At 69.2% G+C, this 16,998-nt stretch carries 17 protein-coding genes and 1 pseudogene; 4 read left to right on the top strand and 14 right to left on the bottom strand.

Translation table 11 applies throughout. The features are described from left to right. Positions 1–60: 60 nt before the first annotated feature. Positions 61–1,068 (top strand): AraC family transcriptional regulator, encoded by a 1,008-nt coding sequence (locus CG740_RS31715; RefSeq protein WP_100578742.1) that lies wholly within the window; start codon positions 61–63, stop codon positions 1,066–1,068. A 179-nt stretch (positions 1,069–1,247) separates the two neighbouring features. Further along, positions 1,248–2,399, top strand: coding sequence for a lipase family protein (locus CG740_RS31710; RefSeq protein WP_100578741.1), 1,152 nt, complete (start codon positions 1,248–1,250; stop codon positions 2,397–2,399). A gap of 126 nt (positions 2,400–2,525) precedes the next feature. On the opposite strand, the gene CG740_RS31705 is transcribed toward CG740_RS31710, so the two are convergent. From CG740_RS31705 to CG740_RS31675, 7 genes and pseudogenes are all read right to left on the bottom strand, one after another. Continuing rightward, complete coding sequence (locus CG740_RS31705; protein WP_100578740.1) at positions 2,526–3,371, bottom strand: hypothetical protein; 846 nt, start codon at positions 3,369–3,371, stop codon at positions 2,526–2,528. Positions 3,372–3,494: 123 nt separating this feature from the next. Then, positions 3,495–4,042: pseudogene (locus CG740_RS31700) on the bottom strand (Uma2 family endonuclease). 194 nt (positions 4,043–4,236) lie between these two features. Continuing rightward, complete coding sequence (locus CG740_RS31695; RefSeq protein WP_100578739.1) at positions 4,237–5,598, bottom strand: dicarboxylate/amino acid:cation symporter; 1,362 nt, start codon at positions 5,596–5,598, stop codon at positions 4,237–4,239. 464 nt (positions 5,599–6,062) lie between these two features. Next, on the bottom strand, positions 6,063–6,359 hold the full coding sequence (locus tag CG740_RS31690) for a DUF4229 domain-containing protein (RefSeq protein ID WP_100578738.1): 297 nt from the start codon (positions 6,357–6,359) through the stop codon (positions 6,063–6,065). A 114-nt stretch (positions 6,360–6,473) separates the two neighbouring features. Further along, the gene (locus tag CG740_RS31685) at positions 6,474–6,998 is read right to left on the bottom strand and encodes a GNAT family N-acetyltransferase (protein ID WP_100578737.1); all 525 of its coding nucleotides are present in this window, start codon (positions 6,996–6,998) and stop codon (positions 6,474–6,476) included. 9 nt (positions 6,999–7,007) lie between these two features. After that, positions 7,008–8,171 carry an aminofutalosine synthase MqnE gene (gene mqnE / locus CG740_RS31680; protein ID WP_100578736.1) on the bottom strand — a complete coding sequence of 388 codons (1,164 nt, stop codon included), beginning with the start codon at positions 8,169–8,171 and terminating at the stop codon, positions 7,008–7,010. A 55-nt stretch (positions 8,172–8,226) separates the two neighbouring features. Then, on the bottom strand, positions 8,227–8,676 hold the full coding sequence (locus CG740_RS31675) for an Lrp/AsnC family transcriptional regulator (protein ID WP_100578735.1): 450 nt from the start codon (positions 8,674–8,676) through the stop codon (positions 8,227–8,229). 142 nt (positions 8,677–8,818) lie between these two features. Between CG740_RS31675 and CG740_RS41640 the strand changes: the two genes are divergently transcribed. After that, a complete protein-coding gene (locus tag CG740_RS41640; RefSeq protein ID WP_262985355.1) occupies positions 8,819–8,944 on the top strand; it encodes a hypothetical protein in 126 nt (41 codons plus the stop codon). Here CG740_RS41640 and CG740_RS31670 read toward each other — a convergent pair. The 3 genes from CG740_RS31670 to CG740_RS31660 form a co-directional block, all read right to left on the bottom strand. Further along, on the bottom strand, positions 8,941–9,657 hold the full coding sequence (locus CG740_RS31670) for a UbiX family flavin prenyltransferase (RefSeq protein ID WP_100578820.1): 717 nt from the start codon (positions 9,655–9,657) through the stop codon (positions 8,941–8,943). The two genes, CG740_RS41640 and CG740_RS31670, sit on opposite strands and share 4 nt — an antisense overlap. Before the next feature lie 76 nt (positions 9,658–9,733). Further along, complete coding sequence (mqnP, locus tag CG740_RS31665) at positions 9,734–10,636, bottom strand: menaquinone biosynthesis prenyltransferase MqnP (RefSeq protein WP_100578734.1); 903 nt, start codon at positions 10,634–10,636, stop codon at positions 9,734–9,736. After that, a complete protein-coding gene (locus CG740_RS31660; protein WP_100578733.1) occupies positions 10,636–12,093 on the bottom strand; it encodes a menaquinone biosynthesis decarboxylase in 1,458 nt (485 codons plus the stop codon). The genes mqnP and CG740_RS31660 overlap by 1 nt, the downstream gene beginning before the upstream one ends. Before the next feature lie 88 nt (positions 12,094–12,181). Between CG740_RS31660 and CG740_RS31655 the strand changes: the two genes are divergently transcribed. Beyond that, positions 12,182–12,457 carry a PLD nuclease N-terminal domain-containing protein gene (locus tag CG740_RS31655; RefSeq protein WP_100578732.1) on the top strand — a complete coding sequence of 92 codons (276 nt, stop codon included), beginning with the start codon at positions 12,182–12,184 and terminating at the stop codon, positions 12,455–12,457. Between the two features lie 299 nt (positions 12,458–12,756). Here CG740_RS31655 and ccsB read toward each other — a convergent pair whose 3' ends face one another. The 4 genes from ccsB to CG740_RS31635 are packed head-to-tail and all read right to left on the bottom strand — an operon-like array spanning position 12,757 to position 16,929. Then, a complete protein-coding gene (gene ccsB / locus CG740_RS31650; RefSeq protein WP_100578731.1) occupies positions 12,757–13,848 on the bottom strand; it encodes a c-type cytochrome biogenesis protein CcsB in 1,092 nt (363 codons plus the stop codon). Then, the gene (gene resB, locus CG740_RS31645; RefSeq protein WP_100578730.1) at positions 13,845–15,548 is read right to left on the bottom strand and encodes a cytochrome c biogenesis protein ResB; all 1,704 of its coding nucleotides are present in this window, start codon (positions 15,546–15,548) and stop codon (positions 13,845–13,847) included. The genes ccsB and resB overlap by 4 nt, the downstream gene beginning before the upstream one ends. 3 nt (positions 15,549–15,551) lie before the next feature. Beyond that, positions 15,552–16,313 carry a cytochrome c biogenesis CcdA family protein gene (locus tag CG740_RS31640; protein ID WP_100578729.1) on the bottom strand — a complete coding sequence of 254 codons (762 nt, stop codon included), beginning with the start codon at positions 16,311–16,313 and terminating at the stop codon, positions 15,552–15,554. A 7-nt stretch (positions 16,314–16,320) separates the two neighbouring features. Further along, a complete protein-coding gene (locus CG740_RS31635) occupies positions 16,321–16,929 on the bottom strand; it encodes a TlpA family protein disulfide reductase (protein WP_100578728.1) in 609 nt (202 codons plus the stop codon). Positions 16,930–16,998: the final 69 nt, after the last annotated feature.

Raw genomic sequence — 16,998 nt, 5'->3', positions numbered from 1 at the left:
GATGACGGGAAACGTCACCCCGGCTGACCTCAACGCTCAACCCGGCTACCGTCGTTGACCATGGCGAAGCCGACGATCACCGTGCACCATGTACGGGCCGTGCTGCGCGGCGCCGAGCGGCACGGCATCGACACCGTGCCGCTGCTCCAGGCGTCCGGCATCCCCCCGCTGCTGCTCGGCGACGACCGGGCCCGGGTTACCCCGGCCCAGTTCGCCCTGCTCTTCCGGGCCCTGTACCGGGCGACCGGGGACGAATTCCTCGGGCTCGGCGGGGCCCCCAGCCGCCCCGGCACCTTCGCGATGATGTGTTACGCCGTGCTCGGCTGCCCCGACCTCGGCGGCGCGATGCGGCGCGGCACCACCTTCTACGGCCTGTTCGCGGGCGGCCCCGACCTCGCCCTCGAAGTGAGCGGCGCGGACGCGGTGTTCGCGGTACGGGGTGACCTCGGGGGCCGGGACGAGGACCGGTTCCTGACCGAGTGCCTCGTCATCATCTGGCACCGCCTGTGCAGCTGGCTGGTGGGCCGCCGCATCCCGCTGACCCGGGCCGCCTTCGGCTATCCGCCGCCTCCGCACCAGGAGGAGTACGAGTCGCTGTTCGGCTGCCCGGTCCGGTTCGGGGGCACCCGCACCCAGGTGACGTTCGACGCGCACTGGCTGACCGCGCCGCTCGTGCGTGACGAGGCCGCACTGGGGCAGATGCTGCGCCGCTCGCCCTTCGAACTGCTCAGCCGCCGGGCCTACGGGACGACGGTCGGCGAGCAGGTGGGCCGGGCCCTCTCGGCCGCCCTGCGCGCCACTCCCCGGCTGCCCACCCTGGAGGAGACGGCGGCCCGCCTCGCCATGTCACCCGCCACCCTGCGCCGCCGCCTCGCCCGCGAGGGCACCTCGTTCCAGCAGCTCAAGGACGCGGTGCGGCGGGACGCGGCGATCGCGGGCCTGGCCGAGGGCCGCGAGCCGATCGCGGAGATCGCGGCCCGGCTCGGCTTCTCGGAGGACACCAGTTTCCACCGCGCCTTCCGCCGCTGGACGGGCACGACCCCGGGCGCGTACCGCCTCGACCACTGAAGCCGCCGGGTCGGCGCGGCCGGCGACGGTGGGCGGTGTCCTCGGCGCGGCCGGCGGGAGCGCGCCGTGTCGTCGGCGAGGCCAGCGAAGGTGAGCGGTACGGTCAGCTCCATACCTACCGGTCAGTCACTACCTTCTCCTCAACTGCCCGCGCCCCACCGGACCGTTGGGAGAGCCGCATGCACGTCCGTACCAGAGTGGCCGGTGCCATCACCGCCGCACTCCTCCTCTCGGCAGCCACCCCCACCGCGTTCGCCGACGACACGGCGACCGCGTCGCCCGGCGACATCGTCACCCAGTCCCCCACCGAGTTCCACCCGCTGCCCGGCCAGTGGACCAACACCCGTGCCTGGCACGTGACTTACCGCTCCACCACCGCCAAGGGCGCCCCGAACACCGTCTCGGGCACGGTGATCGTGCCGAACGACGGCCGCACCGGCCCGCGCCCGGTCGTGACGTACGCCGTCGGCACGGTCGGCCTCGGCGACTCGTGCGCGCCGAGCGCCAACTTCCCCTACGGCACCGCCGTCGAGGCCACCCTGATCAACCAGGTCGTCCAGCGCGGCTGGGCGGTCGCGGTCACCGACTACGAGGGTCTCGGCACGCCCGGCGACCACACCTACACGGTCGGCCGCGCCGAGGGCACCGCCGTCCTGGACGCGGCCCGCGCCGCCGAGCGCCTCGGCATCCCCGGCGTGGACGCCAACTCCCCGGTGGGGATCATGGGTTACTCGCAGGGCGGCCAGGCCAGCAGCTGGGCCGCCGAGCTGCACGATTCGTACGCGCCGGACCTGAAGGTGAAGGGCACCGCGACCGGCGGCGTCCCGGCCGACCTGATGAAGGTCGCGTCCTCCAACGACGGCGGCCTCGGCTCCGGACTCATCTTCATGGCGGCGGCCGGCCAGGACGCGGCCTTCCCCGAGCTGAACCTGAACTCGTACCTCAACCCGGCGGGCAAGGCGCTCGTCGACTACTTCAAGAACAACTGCGTGGCCGTCGACACCACGGTGGGCTCGTTCAAGCACATCACCGACCTGACCGTGAACAACCCGCTCCAACAGCCCGACTGGCAGGCCAGGTTGGCCGAATCCAAGCTCGGCACCCACCGCCCGGACGCGCCGGTGTACCTCTACCACGGCACGGTCGACGAACTGATCCCGTACGCGGTCGGCCAGCAGCTCCGCTCCGACTGGTGCGCCAGGGGTACGAACGTGGAATGGCACGCGCTGCCGCTGCTCGGCCACATCGGCGGGGTGACGGTGGGCGGAATCCCGGCCGCGAACTGGCTGGCGGACCGCTTCGCGGGCAGGAGCACACACCCCAACTGCTAGCTCTGACAAGATAGTTGCAGACAGTCCGCCAGCCTGGACGCACGGTCCAGGCTGGCGGAAGTCGAGCTACAGCCGCGACGCGGGCGGCGCCACGAGCGCGACCGCACGCGGCTTCGACGGTGGACGTCAGCCCTTCATCAGGGCGTCCATGTACTCGTCCCAGGTGAGCACGTCCGACGCGGGCGGGGCCTGCTCCTTGGGGGCGACCCCGTAGTCCGAGTACACCTCGGTCACGTCCTCGTCGCCGTGCTTGCCCTTGCCCCGCTGCTGGGACTTCAGCGGGAGGTCGTCCTTGCCGATCCACATGTCCAGGACGACCGACGCCTGGCCCGCCTCCTTGGCGTCGGCGAGATAACCGTCGCGGACCTCCTTGCTCAGATCCGGTCGGTCGTAATGGGCGAGGTCCGCCATAGTGACCGTCGCCTGGTAACGGTCGGCGAGGCGGCCGTTGACGGTCTCTTCGCCGACTCGCCCCGTGGCCGAGGCGAGGAGCACGGCCAGACGGTCGGAGGCCAGGCCCTCGGTCCGCTGCGGATCGGTACCGGCCTTGGTCTCGATCTTGAACCAGCTCTTGCCGGACGCCGGGACCTGGTCGGTCTTGGTGTAGACGAATCCGCCGGTGACGATGCTGTAGGACTCCTTGCCCGGCTTGCCGGGGGCGTTGCTGATGGACTTGACGGTGGTGAATGGCGCCGGCTTCCTGCGCCAGGACTCCTCGACGCGCTTGTCACCCTCGTTGTTCTTCGTGGTCTGAACGATCTTGAAGGCCGTCGCTTCGGACGTCTTCTTGCTCGCCGATTTGAGCACCGCCCGCACGTCCAGACGGTCCGCGCTCTTGGCTGCCGCGCTCGCGCTCCCGCTCGGCTTCGCGCTCCCCGCGCTCTTCTTGTCGTCCCCGCCCCCGCAGGCCGTCAGACTCAGTACGAGTACCGCCCCGAGCACCGGAACGGCATACTTTCCCGCGTTCCCCACCACAGTGAAACCTTTGTTCGTTTTGTAAAGCCTTGGTGAGACTACCCGGCGGGATTCGGCCCTGGCGAACTGATTCCGGGGGCCAGAACAAGAGCGGAAGGGGCTGCCGATCCCGCTGCTCCCTTACGGCACCAAGCTGTTGAGGTCGATGTCGAGCGGGAAGGGCACCGAGGTCTTCAGCCTGGTCCGGTGGATGCCTGTGGGTACGTACGTACTGGTCATCCTGTCCAGTTCGTAGGTGTGGACGGCGGGCCCCCCGGCCTCGTCCTCGACCCGCCAGAAGTGGGTGATGCCGGCCTGGGAGTACTTGAAGGGCTTGAGGGAACGGTCCCGGTCGGCTGACTCCTCGGAGACGACCTCGACGACCAGTGCGACATCCCCGGGCGGTACCAGGTGCGGTCCGGGTCGTAAGCGACGGTGGCGATCAGAATGTCGGGCTCGGGGCGACTCTTGTTGTCGAGTCGGACGGTCATCTCCCGCTCGACCTCGAACCCCTGGGGAGCCGCCTGCCGCAGGGCGAAAGTCATGTTCTCCACCAGCCGGGAGTGCCAGGAGCGCTGCGGCGACATCCTGAAAATCAGGGCTCCGCCGATGAGTTCGGTGTGCCGCGGCGCCTGGGAGAGGTGGTCGAGGTCGTCGGCCTCCCAGCCGCTGGGCCGGGGCGGGATCATCCAGTCGGGGAGTTCGGCAGTCACGGCTTCCTCCGAGTGGTGCAGGGGGGAGCGGTCTGGGGCCTTGGTTCCACAGCGTGGCACGGTTGACCCGCCCAAAAGCCTTGCGCGTCAGCCTAGTCACTCCCGTCGCACACACGCCGACGCCCGCGCCCCCGGCAGGCGGGGCGCGGGCGTCGGGTGGTGCGGGGTGGTCAGACGGCGGCCGGGACCGGGGTCTTGTCCTCCGCCTGCTCCTGCGGCGTGCGGGACTCGTACTCGCCGTCCACCGGCGACAGGTGGACCGAGTCGAACGCGTCGCGGTTGAGGATGTTCTCCCGGGCCGACACGATGACCGGGACCAGCGCCTGGCCCGCCACGTTGGTGGCGGTGCGCATCATGTCCAGGACCGGGTCGATGGCCATGAGCAGGCCGACGCCCTCCAGGGGCAGGCCGAGCGTGGAGAGGGTCAGGGTCAGCATGACGGTGGCGCCGGTGAGGCCGGCCGTCGCGGCGGAGCCGATGACCGACACGAAGGCGATCAGGACGTAGTCGCCGATGCCGAGGTGCACGTCGAAGATCTGGGCGATGAAGATCGCCGCGAGCGCCGGGTAGATCGCGGCGCAGCCGTCCATCTTGGTGGTCGAGCCGAACGGCACCGCGAAGGAGGCGTACTCCTTGGGGACGCCGAGGCGCTCGGTGACCTTCTGGGTCAGCGGCATCGTGCCCACCGAGGAGCGGGAGACGAAGGCCAGCTGGATCGCGGGCCAGGCACCCTTGAAGAACTGGAGCGGGTTGACCTTGGCGACGGTGGCGAGCAGCAGCGGGTAGACGCCGAACATCACCAGGGCGCAGCCGATGTAGACGTCCGCGGTGAAGGTGGCGTACTTGCCGATGAGGTCCCAGCCGTAGTCCGCGATGGCGAAGCCGATGAGGCCGAGGGTGCCGAGCGGCGCGAGCCGGATGACCCACCACAGCGCCTTCTGAAGGAGTTCGAGCACGGCCTCGCTGAGCGTGAGGATCGGCTTGGCCTTCTCGCCGAGCTGGAGCAGCGCGATGCCGGCGACGGCGGCCATGAACACGATCTGGAGGACGTTGAGTTCGGTGAACGGCGTCACCACGTCCGTCGGGATGATGCCCGTCAGGAAGTCCAGCCAGGAGCCCGTGTGCTTGGGCAGCTTGCCGTCCTTCGGGGTCAGGCCGGTGCCCGAGCCGGGGTTGGTGAGCAGCCCGATGGCGAGGCCGATGGCCACCGCGATCAGCGACGTGATCATGAACCAGAGCAGCGTGCGGGTGGCGAGCCTGGCGGCGTTGTTGACCTTGCGCAGGTTGGTGATCGACACCAGGATCGCGAAGAAGACGAGCGGGGCGACGGCCAGCTTCAGGAGCTGGACGAAGATGTCACCGATCTGCCCCAGGGTGTCCTTCAGCCAGCTGATGTCCTGGCTGCGGGCGAGCCAGCCGAGCAGGCCGCCGAGGACGAGACCGGCGATGATCTGGGCCCAGAAGGGGAACTTCGAGGATATGGAGAAGCCGGACTTGGGCTTCTCCTCGGTGGTCGCGGAGGACACGGACACACTCCCGGTGCGCGAGGACGGAGACGTTCAAGGGGACTGAGCGTGGCGCCCGTTCACAGGGGACCGGTCCGCGAGGGACCGGTCGCGCAAGGCTGGAAGCGCCGCCGCATGAAGGCCGGAGGTCAGACGTCGCGGCAACAGACCGCGGACATGCAGCGGCAGAGGTCGACATGCAGACGCGCCACGAGCGGAACGGCTCCGCCGGTGGGGTGCTGGTGCACTGCTGCTGTCTTCATGTCGAACACGTTAACACTTGAACTTTGGGGACCTCAAAGCAGTTCTTTTACTCCAGGATGACCGGCCGGTCCGCGGACGGCACCCGAACACCCCGCCAACGGCCCCACCCGGGCCCGGGAATGGCGACGGCCCGGGTCCGGAGCGGGGTGCTCCGGACCCGGGCCGGCCGGGTGGTGTGAGGTGACTAACGCGGGGCGTCTCACCTGGTGGGCGCGGTGCGGGCGGGCCTACTGGGCGAGGCCGTCCTCCTGGCTGCGGTTCGCGTCCAGCTTCGCCTTGGCGCTCGCCACCTTGGTGACGATCTGGGCGGACATCGCGTCGCGCTGCTTGCGCAGCAGGACGAAGCTCAGCGGCGCGGAGATGACGAGCGCGAGCAGGACGATCCAGATGAGGTTCGAGTTGCCGTTGCCCTTGGGCACGATGCCGAACTGGACCAGCAGGCCGACGAACACCAGGCTGCCGATGAAGATCCCCACGCGCAGCATGGTGTACCAGATGGTGGCGCTCGGCTTTGCGGCGTTCACGACAGACCTTCTCTCTACGGTGGCCCCTGCCCGACTAGTGAAGCACGCCCACAATTGGATCAGTTAGGCGGGCGGTGAGCCGTCCGGCTCGGGCAGGCCGGGAGCGGCCCGGCCTCAGGTCAGGGGCAGCAGCATGATGATGTCGTCCCGGTCGTCGCCCTCGGCGACCCGGATCGCGCCGGGCACCCGCCCGACCTCCTTGTAACCGCACGAGCCGTAGAACCGGTCGACGCCGGTGCCGCCCCGGCAGGTGAGCCGGATCGCCTCGATGCCGTCGAGGCCGCGTACCGCGTCGGCGGTCGCCGCCATGAGGTCGCGGCCGTAGCCCCTGCCCTGGTGCCCGGGGTGCACCATGACGGTGTAGAGCCACACCCAGTGCGTCATCAGGCGGTGGGTGTTGAGCGCGATGAACGCGGTGGCGGCCACCCGCCCGTCCTCGTCGAACCCGACGAGCAGCCGCATCCGGCCCTCGGCCATCGCCGCGAAGTGCTTGACCAGTTCGGGGCGTACGTCCTCCACGGAGACCGGCGGTACGAAGCCGACGGCCCCGCCCGCGTTGGACACCTCGGCCCACAGGGCGAGGAGTCCGTCACGCAGGGCGGGGGTGACCGGCGGGTCGAGCCGGAACGTCAGTGCCACGGGGCCCGCTCAGAACCGCATGGCCTGGGGCGCTTCGCGCAGCCCCGCTTCCGGGCCCGGGTACTCGCGGATGATCTCGTACCGCGTGTTGCGCTCCACCGGGCGGAAGCCGGCCTCGCGGATGAGGTCGAGCAGGTCGTCCCGGGTGAGCTTGTTCGGGGTGCCGTAGTTGTCGGCGTCGTGCGTGATTTTGTACTCGACGACCGAGCCGTCCATGTCGTCGGCGCCGTGCTGGAGCGCGAGCTGGGTGGTCTGGAGACCGTGCATGACCCAGAAGCACTTCACGTGCGGCACGTTGTCGAACAGCAGGCGCGAGACCGCGAAGGTCTTCAGGGACTCGGCGCCGGTCGCCATCGTGGTGCGCGCCTGGAGCTTGTTGCGGACCTTGCCGTCCTGCATGTCCACGAAGTCGTGCTGGTAGCGCAGCGGGATGAAGACCTGGAAGCCGCCGGTCTCGTCCTGGAGCTCGCGAAGCCGCAGCACGTGGTCGACGCGGTGGCGCGGCTCCTCGATGTGCCCGTACAGCATGGTCGCCGGGGTCTTGAGGCCCTTCTCGTGGGCGAGGCGGTGGATGCGCGACCAGTCTTCCCAGTGCGTGCGGTGGTCCACGATGTGCTGGCGGACCTCCCAGTCGAAGATCTCCGCGCCGCCGCCGGTCAGCGATTCGAGACCGGCGTCGATCAGCTCGTCGAGGATCTCGGAGGCGGTCAGGCCGGAGATCGTCTCGAAGTGGTGGATCTCGGTCGCCGTGAACGCCTTGAGCCCGACGTTCGGCAGCGCCTCCTTGAGGGCCTTGAGCGAGCGCGGGTAGTAGCGCCAAGGGAGCGTCGGGTGGAGCCCGTTGACGATGTGCAGCTCGGTGAGGTTGTCGTTCTCCATCGCCTTGGCGAGGCGGACGGCCTCCTCGATGCGCATCGTGTACGCGTCCTTCTCGCCCGGCTTGCGCTGGAACGAGCAGTACGCGCACGACGCCGTGCACACGTTGGTCATGTTGAGGTGGCGGTTCACGTTGAAGTGGACGACGTCGCCGTTCTTCCGCGTGCGCACCTCGTGGGCGAGCCCGCCGAGCCAGGCCAGATCGTCCGACGCGTAGAGCGCGACGCCGTCCTCGCGGCTGAGCCGCTCACCGGCGCGGACCTTCTGCTCCAGCTCGCGCTTGAGTCCCGCGTCCATCTAGGCCGCCTCCCATACGTGTGTCTTCCAGGCTCCACCAAAGGTACGCCCCGCCCTACTCGGGAAGTTCCCCGACCCGGTTCTCCCACTTGGTGGAGAGCACGATCGTGGTGCGGGTGCGCGAGACGCCCTTGGTCGAGCCGAGCCGGCGGATCGTCTTCTCCAGGCCGTCCACGTCACCGGCGCGGATCTTGAGCATGTACGAGTCGTCGCCCGCGATGAACCAGCAGTCCTCGATCTCGGCCAGATCGCGCAGGCGGCGCGCCACGTCCTCGTGGTCGGCGGCGTCCGAGAGGGAGATGCCGATCAGCGCGGTGACGCCGAGGCCGAGCGAGGCGGAGTCCACGGTGGCGCGGTATCCGGTGATGACACCGGCGGCCTCCAGACGGTTGATGCGGTCGGTGACGCTGGGGCCGGAGAGCCCGACGAGCCGGCCCAGTTCCGCGTACGAGGCCCTGCCGTTCTCGCGCAGTGCCTGGATGAGCTGCCTATCGACGGCGTCCATATGCCTGAAGCCTTCCATTGTTCAGCGATACCGCGAGTTTAAGTGTAGAATCTAAGGCATGCAGGGCCAACACCCTGCGAATCATTCAGCTGCTTGCATAATTTTCCAGCAGATCAAAGACGATCTTTCAGGAGTTGTCACCGTGTACACGATCGAGATGGCCTACGCCCGGATGCGCGAGCTTCAGGACCTGGCCAACCGGTCCCGTGCCCACCAGCCGTCCGCGACGAAGCCCCGCGCCCCCAAGCGCGCCGCCAAGAAGCGCTAGTCCTCGCGGGGGCCTCCTTCGAGGTCTCGGCCTCGCTCGGCCCCGGGACGCCCCGAGCCGAGCTCTCCCTCCCAACGGCGGTACAGGCCGTGCGGCACCCCTGCCGCGTCCAGTACGCGCCCCGCGACGAAGTCCACCAGATCCTGGATGTGCGTCGCCCCCGCGTAGAACGCCGGAGAGGCGGGCAGCACCACGGCGCCCGCCTCGTCCAGTGTCACCAGGTGCCCGAGCGTCTGACCGTTCAACGGCGTCTCGCGCACCGCGACCACCAGCTTCCGCCGCTCCTTGAGCGTCACGCTCGCGGCCCGCTGCAACAGGTCCTTCGAAAGCCCGAGCGCGACCCCGGCCACACAGGCCGTCGACGCCGGCACGATCAGCATCCCCTTCACCGGATACGAGCCCGACGAGGGCCCCGCCGCCAGATCCCCGGCCGCCCAGTGCCGTACGTCCGAGACGTCCAGCGCCCCGAAGGTGTCGGGTTTCCCGTCGGCGCCCCGGGCCAGCCAGGTCCGCAGGTCCTCCTGCCAGTGCGCGTCGCGGAACGCGATGCCCGTCTCGTCGAGCAGCGTCAGGCGCGAGGCGCGCGAGACCACCAGGTCGACGCTCTCGCCCGCGGCGAGCAGCGCGCGCAGCACCGCCGCCGCGTACGGCGTCCCCGACGCGCCCGACACCCCGACGATCCAGGGGGTGCGCTGCTGACTGTGTACGTTCACGTGCTCCACGTGTCCGAGCCTATCCGGCGGCCGGCGGCCCCGGCCGGGTCAGGTGGCGCAGCCGGCCGGACGACCACTACACCGTCAGGCCGCGCACCAGCAGGTCGAGCAGCGCACACACGAACAGGGCGATTCCGATGAACCCGTTGACCTGGAAGAACGCCCGGTTGAGGCGGGAGAGGTCATGCGGCTTGACCAGGGTGTGCTCGTAGAGGAAGGCCGCGAGCACGATGAGCAGACCCAGCCAGAAGAAGAACCCGGCGCCGGTCGCGAGCGCGTACCAGACGAGCAGGGCCATGGTCACGGAGTGGCAGCCGCGCGCCCCGTAGATCGCCGCCGGGATGCCGAAGCGGGCCGGCACCGACTTCACGCCGTGGCCGCGGTCGGCCTCCACGTCCTGGCAGGCGTAGATCAGGTCGAAGCCGCCGATCCAGATGCCGATGGCAAGGCCGAGGATCACCGCGTCCCACGACCACGAACCGGTGATCGCGATCCAGGCGCCGACCGGGCCCATGGCCTGTGCGATGCCGAGGATGGCCTGCGGGAAGTTGGTGAACCGCTTCCCGTACGGATAGACCACCATCGGGATCACCGCGACCGGTGCGAGCGCCAGGCAGAGCGGGTTGAGGGCGGCGGCCGCGCCGAGGAAGACGACGAGCGCGATCGCCGCGCCCGTCCAGGCCGAGCGCACCGACACCGCGCCGGTCACCAGCTCGCGGCCCGCGGTGCGCGGGTTGCGGGCGTCGATCTCGCGGTCGATGATCCGGTTGCAGGCCATCGCGAAGGTGCGCAGGCCCACCATGGCGACGGTGACCAGGAGCAGCCGGCCCCAGTGGATGTTCTTGTCGAGCTGGAACATCGCGGTCAGCGCGGCGATGTAGGCGAAGGGCAGCGCGAAGACCGAGTGCTCGATCATGACCAGGCGCAGGAACGCCTTGGTCCGCCCCGGCTGGGGCACTGCTGCGGCTGAGGCACTCACTAGAGCCCGTACTCCTTCCAGCGGCGGTCGACCTTCGCCGCCGTCTGCGGGTCCGACTCGACCATGGCGGGCCAGCCGCCGTCGCGCGTGTAGCCCTCCTCGGGCCACTTCGCGGTCGCGTCGATGCCCGCCTTGCCGCCCCAGAACTGCTGGTAGGAGGCGTGGTCGAGGTGGTCGACCGGGCCTTCGACGACGGTGAGATCGCGGGCGTAGTCGGTGTTCCCGAAGGCCCGCCAGGACACTTCGTGCAGATTGTGGACGTCGCAGTCGGCGTCCACGATCACGATCAGTTTGGTGAGCGACATCATGTGCGCGCCCCAGATGGCGTGCATCACCTTCTGCGCGTGCTTGGGGTACTTCTTGTCGATCGAGACGATCGCGCAGTTGTGGAAGCCGCCCGACTCCGGCAGGTGGTAGTCGACGATGTCCGGCACGATGATCTTGAGGAGCGGCAGGAAGAACCGCTCGGTGGCGCGGCCGAGCGGCCCGTCCTCGGTCGGCGGGCGGCCGACGACGATGGACTGGAGCAGCGGGCGCCTGCGCATCGTGACGCAGTCGATCGTCAGCGCGGGGAACGGTTCCTGCGGGGTGTAGAACCCGGTGTGGTCGCCGAACGGGCCCTCGGGCAGCATCTCGCCCGGCTCAAGCCAGCCCTCGATGACGACCTCGGCGTTGGCCGGGACCTGGAGCGGCACGGTCTTGCAGTCGACCATCTCGATCCGCTTGCCCTGGATGAACCCGGCAAAGAGGTACTCGTCGATGTCGCCCGGCAGCGGCGCGGTCGAGGCGTACGTGACGGCCGGCGGGCAGCCGAAGGCGATCGCGACCGGCAGCCGCTCACCGCGCTTGGCGGCGACCGCGTAGTGGTTGCGGCTGTCCTTGTGGATCTGCCAGTGCATGCCGATGGTGCGCTTGTCGTGGCGCTGGAGGCGGTACAGGCCGAGGTTGCGCACGCCCGTCTCGGGGTGCTTGGTGTGCGTGAGGCCGAGGTTGAAGAACGAGCCGCCGTCCTCGGGCCAGGTGAACAGCGCGGGCAGCTGGTCCAGGTCCACGTCGTCACCGGTGAGCACGACCTCCTGGACGGGGGCGGCCTCCTGCTTCACCTTCTTCGGCGGCACGTGCACCATCGAGCCGAGCTTGCCGAAGGCCTCGCGAATGCCGACGAAGCCCTGCGGCAGCTCCGGCTTGAGCAGGCCGCCGATCTTGTCGCTGATCTCGCCGTACGACTTGAGGTCGAGCGCCTTGAGCAGGCGGCGGTCGGTTCCGTACACGTTCATGGCCAGGGGCATGGCGGCGCCCTTGACGTTCTCGAAGAGGAGGGCGGGGCCGCCGGCCTTGTTGACCCGGTCGACGATCTCACCGACTTCCAGGTACGGGTCGACCTCGGCCTTGATGCGCTTGAGGTCGCCCTCGCGCTCCAGTGCCCTGAGCAGGGATCGGAGATCGTCGTAAGCCATGGGGTCAAGTATCGGGCACCCGATACCCTGGGCCGGTCACCGGGGCCGAGGCACGGCCCGCAACCGTTCCCGGGGGGACCGTTAGAACATGCTCAGGTATCTGCCGTTCCTGCTGGTCCTGGCGCTGTGGATCTACGCGTTCATCGACTGCCTGAACACCCCCGAGTCGGAGGTCAAGGGCCTCCCCAAGGTGGTGTGGATCATCATCGTGCTGCTCTTCGGCGAGGTCCTGGTCGGGCCGGTCGCCTGGCTGATCGCGGGCAAGGTCCGCCGGGCGCCGACGCGCTGGACCGCGCCGGACGACAACCCGGAGTTCCTCGCGTCCCTGGAGGACCGCAAGCGGCGCGACTTGGGCGAGGGCTAGCCCCGCGAGGGCGCTCGTCCTCAATCTCCCCCAAGGCCTTAAGGGCCAGGGGGGACCCCATGACGGGCTGGGTATGCCCCTGTTCCAGCCCCGCAAGGGGCGCGGGGAACTGCGCGATCGGCCACGGACGGTCCGCAGCCGTACTCAATCCCCCGGAGGGTTTCGGGAAGGGGCGGGGTGGGGCCAACTCCCGGGGTCCGGGGCGGCGCCCCAGGAGTCCTTGTCCGCGGACCGTGCGTGGTTGCTCGCGCAGTTCCCCGCGCCCCTGACAGCACCGGGGCAGGCCCGCGCCCAGGGGCTTACACGCCCGCGTACGAGTGCTTGCCGTTGACGAAGATGTTCACGCCGTAGTAGTTGAACAGCCAGCACCCGAACGCGATCAGCGCCAGCGTCGCCGCCTTGCGGCCCTTCCAGCCGGCCGTGGCACGGGCGTGCAGGTAGCAGGCGTAGGCGACCCAGGTGATGAAGGACCAGGTCTCCTTCGGGTCCCAGCCCCAGTACCGGCCCCACGCGTCGCCCGCCCAGATCGCGCCCGCGATGATCGTGAACGTCCACAGCGGGAAGACCGCCGCGTTCACGCGGTAGGCGAACTTGTCCAGCGAGGACGCGGCCGGCAGCCGCTCCATGACCGAGGTCGCGAAGGTGCCCGGCTTGCCGCCCTCGGCGAGCTTCGCCTCGTACCGGTCGCGGAAGAGGTACAGGATCGTGGCGACCGCGCCCACGTAGAACACCGCGCCGCAGAAGATCGCGGTGGAGACGTGGATCCACAGCCAGTACGAGTGCAGCGCCGGCACCAGCTGGTCGCTCGCGGTGTAGAGCACGGTGACGGCGAGACCGAGGTCGAGCAGGACCGTGGTGACCAGCGGGAGGCCGAGCCAGCCGACGTTCTTCTTCAGGGCGAGCAGCGTCAGGTACACGCCGACCGCGACCGTGGAGAAGGTCAGGTTGAACTCGTACATGTTGCCCCACGGCGCCCGCTGCACGGACAGCGCGCGGGTGAGCACACCGCAGAACTCGATGAGGAAGGCGAGCACCGTCAGGGAGACGGCGATGCGGCCGTAGAGGTCGCCCTTCGCGTCACCGCCCGAGGCACCGGGACCGTCCGGCACGTCACGCGTGCCGGCGGCCGAGCGGGTCACGACCTTGGGGCGCTCCAGGACCGCGGTGCCGCCGTTCTTCGTGGCGACCTCGACCTTCACGGTGCCCGCGTCCTTGGCCTGCTGCCCGGCACCGGTCAGCGCGGCGGCCGTACGGGCGACCTTGCTGCGGCTACCGAAGAGCCACTCGGCCATGTTGGCGAAGAAGGCCAGCAGATACACGGCCATCGACGAGTAGATCAGGTAGTTGCTGGTGTGGGCCAGGCTCTCATTGGTGGTGGCGGCGAGATTCACTTCTCAGCCCCTTCGGCAGGAACAACTGAGGGTTCGGGTACTGGATCCGGCGCGGTCGGCGCCTGCGGGATGAGCGTGACCGCGAGATCGGCCAGCTCCTCGGGAAGCTTCGCGGACTCACTGCGGCCGAGCCCGGCCATCTCGACGACGGTCACACCGTCGTCGCCCCGGACGGCCCGGACCCAGATCCGGCGGCGCTGGATGAACAGCGAGCCGGCGAGTCCCGCGATGGCACCGATCGCGCCCGTGAGGGCGAGACCGTTGCCCGGCTGGTGGGAGATCTGGAAGCTCGCCCACTGCTTGACGGGGCCCTTGTCGAAGGTGATCGACCCGGCGCCGTCGGGGAGTTGAAGGGTCTCGCCCGGCAGCAGCAGCTTCTTGAGGATCTTGCCCTGGTCGTCCTTGAAGGGCTTGATCGAGCGGCTGCTGGTGTCCAGCTGGTACACGTTCTGCGGCAGACCGGAGTTGAGGCCGAGGTCGCCGTGGTAGGCGCCGATGTTGAGGACCGGGAAGTCGGGCGCCGGGAACTTCGAGAACATCTGGGTCGCGCCGGTGCCCTTGCCGCCGAACGTCGGCACGAAGAACGCGGCGAAGCCGAGCTGGTCCTTGTTGCCCTTGGCGTCGCGGTAGCCGTCGAGCACCTTGATGGCGCCGCTGGAGGTCAGGTTGTTGTCCATCGGCAGCAGCGGCGTCGCGCCGTGGAAGACGACGTTGCCCTTGCCGTCCTTGACGGTTACCGACGGCGCGTAGCCGTGCGAGAGCAGGTAGACCTTCGAGCCGTCGACCACGAGCGGCTTGTTGACCTCGACGATCTTCTGCTGCGACTTGCCCTCGGCGCCCTCGGAGTACGTCAGGTGCGCCTTGAACTCGCGGGCCGTGCCCAGCTCGGGACCGCTGCGCTCGTACGACGCGTCGAAGCGGTCCAGGGTGAAGCTGAACGGCGCCAGGTCCCCGGTGTCGAAGAGCGAGCCCGAGCGGAAGTCGTCGTACTGGGTGAGGGTGTTGGAGAACCCGTCGCCCTGGACGATCAGCTTGCCGCCCTCGGACTTGAAGAGCTGGCCGGTGGCGAACGCCACCAGGATCACGATCAGCGAGACGTGGAAGATCAGGTTGCCGGCCTCGCGCAGATAGCCCTTCTCGGCGGCGACCGCGTCCGAGCTGATCCGGGCGCGGAAGCGGCGCTTCTTGAGCATGGCGAGCGCGGCCTCGCGGACCTGCTCGGGGTCCGCCTCGGTGCGCCAGGTCGTGTACGCGGGCAGCCGGGTGAGGCGGCCGGGCGCGGCCGGCGGCCGGCCGCGCAGCTGGCCGACGAACTGCCAGGTGCGCGGCACGATGCAGCCGATGAGCGAGATGAACAGCAGGATGTAGATCGCGGAGAACCACACCGAGCTGTAGACGTGGAACAGGCCGAGTTTCTCGTAGATCGGCGTGAGGGTGTCGTGCCGCTTCTGGAAGTCGGCGACCTTCATCTCGTCGACGCTGGTCTGCGGGATCAGCGAGCCGGGGATGGCGCCGAGCGACAGCAGGAAGAGCAGGATCAGGGCGACCCGCATCGAGGTCAGCTGCCGCCAGAACCAGCGCAGCCAGCCGATCACGCCGATGCCGACAGGGCCGTTGGACCGTTCCTCGGTGGGGGCGGTGGAGAGCTGTGCCCCGGCCTCGCCGAGGTCGGGCTCCGGAGTCGATTCGGTCTTGCTCATGCGTCAGACACCCACCTGAAAGCCTTGGGACCAGCCCTGTACCTGCTGGACGAGCTCCGCCCAAGCGCCGGTGAGCAGCAGCACGCCGGTCACGATCATCATGCCGCCGCCGATCCGCATCACCCATACGTAGTGCTTCTTGACCCAGCCGAAGGCGCCGAGCGCCTTGCGGAAGGCGACCGCCGCGAGCACGAACGGCAGCCCGAGGCCGAGACAGTACGCGACCGTCAGTATGGCCCCGCGGCCGGCGCTCGCCTGGTCCATCGCGAGCGCGTTCACCGAGGTGAGCGTGGGGCCGAGGCAGGGCGTCCAGCCGATGCCGAAGAGTGCGCCGAGCAGCGGCGCCCCGGCGAGCCCGGTCACCGGCCTTCGGTGGAAGCGGAATTCGCGCTGGGTCATCCAGGGCATGAGGCCCATGAAGAAGACGCCCATCAGGATCATCAGCACGCCGAGGATCTTGGAGAGCGTGGTGCTGTGGTCCTGGAGGTTCTGGCCGAAGTAGCCGAACAGCGCGCCGCCGGAGACGAAGACGGCGGTGAAGCCGAGGACGAACAGACCGGCGCCCGCGACCATCCGGCCGCGCCGGGCCTCGGCCAGGTCGGTGCCGGTGACTCCGGTGACGTACGAGAGATAACCGGGGACCAGGGGCAGTACGCAGGGTGAGAAGAACGAGACGAGGCCGCCGAGTACGGCGACCGGCAGGGCCACCAGCAGGGCCCCGCTGAAGACCGTTTCGTTCATCGAGCCGACGGCGGCCAGTGCCATCACGCGATCACTTCTCCGCGATCAGCGGGTCGATCATCTGGTGCAGCTTGGTGTCGTCGAGCGCCATCAGGGCGCGGGCGGCGATTTTGCCGTTCCGGTCGAGAACGATCGTCGACGGAATGGCCTGCGGATTCAGGCTGCCCTTCGGGAATCGCAGAATGAGCTTGCCGATGGGGTCGTACAGGCTCGCATAGTCGACGCCGAATTCCTGCTCGAACTTCTGGGCCGGGCCCTTGTCGGTGTCGCGGGTATTGATCCCGACGAACTCGACGCCCTTGGACTTCATCTCCTTGGAGACCTTGGCCAGATACGGCGCCTCGGCCCGGCAGGGCGCACACCACGAGCCCCACACGTTCAGCACGACGACCTTGCCCTTGAGCGAGGCGACGTCGAGCTGCTTGCCGTCGACGGTCTCGCCGGACAGTTCCGGGGCGTTCTGACGGTTCCCCTGGGCGACGGTGGCGATGCCGCCGGTACCGGTGACGAACTTGGTGTCACCGGAACCACCGGACGTACCACCGGAACCGCAGGCCGTCAGGGTCAGCGCACCGGCGGCCGCGGCAGCCGCGGCCAGCGTCAGGGTGCGACGGCGTCGGAAGGCAGGACTCACGGACATGTGAAAAGTTTCGCATGTCTGTTTCGGGGATCTTCCGCGCCCCCCTGACTGCCCGTAAAGCCCCTTGTC

This window comes from Streptomyces sp. CB01201 (genome assembly GCF_002803085.1).
Taxonomy (GTDB): Bacteria; Actinomycetota; Actinomycetes; order Streptomycetales; family Streptomycetaceae; genus Streptomyces; species Streptomyces hundungensis.
The sequence above is the reverse complement of the archived record's forward strand: the minus strand, read 5'-3'. Positions and strand labels throughout refer to the sequence as shown.

Bases quoted from the DNA above. Each gene is read 5' to 3' on its own strand.
- CG740_RS31715 (WP_100578742.1), top strand. From the start codon at position 61: ATGGCGAAGCCGACGATCACCGTGCACCATGTACGGGCCGTGCTGCGC.
- CG740_RS31710 (WP_100578741.1), top strand. From the start codon at position 1,248: ATGCACGTCCGTACCAGAGTGGCCGGTGCCATCACCGCCGCACTCCTC.
- mqnE (WP_100578736.1), bottom strand. From the start codon at position 8,171: ATGGACGCGGGACTCAAGCGCGAGCTGGAGCAGAAGGTCCGCGCCGGT.
- CG740_RS31675 (WP_100578735.1), bottom strand. From the start codon at position 8,676: ATGGACGCCGTCGATAGGCAGCTCATCCAGGCACTGCGCGAGAACGGC.
- CG740_RS31660 (WP_100578733.1), bottom strand. From the start codon at position 12,093: ATGGCTTACGACGATCTCCGATCCCTGCTCAGGGCACTGGAGCGCGAG.
- CG740_RS31655 (WP_100578732.1), top strand. From the start codon at position 12,182: ATGCTCAGGTATCTGCCGTTCCTGCTGGTCCTGGCGCTGTGGATCTAC.
- resB (WP_100578730.1), bottom strand. From the start codon at position 15,548: ATGAGCAAGACCGAATCGACTCCGGAGCCCGACCTCGGCGAGGCCGGG.
- CG740_RS31640 (WP_100578729.1), bottom strand. From the start codon at position 16,313: ATGGCACTGGCCGCCGTCGGCTCGATGAACGAAACGGTCTTCAGCGGG.
- CG740_RS31635 (WP_100578728.1), bottom strand. From the start codon at position 16,929: ATGTCCGTGAGTCCTGCCTTCCGACGCCGTCGCACCCTGACGCTGGCC.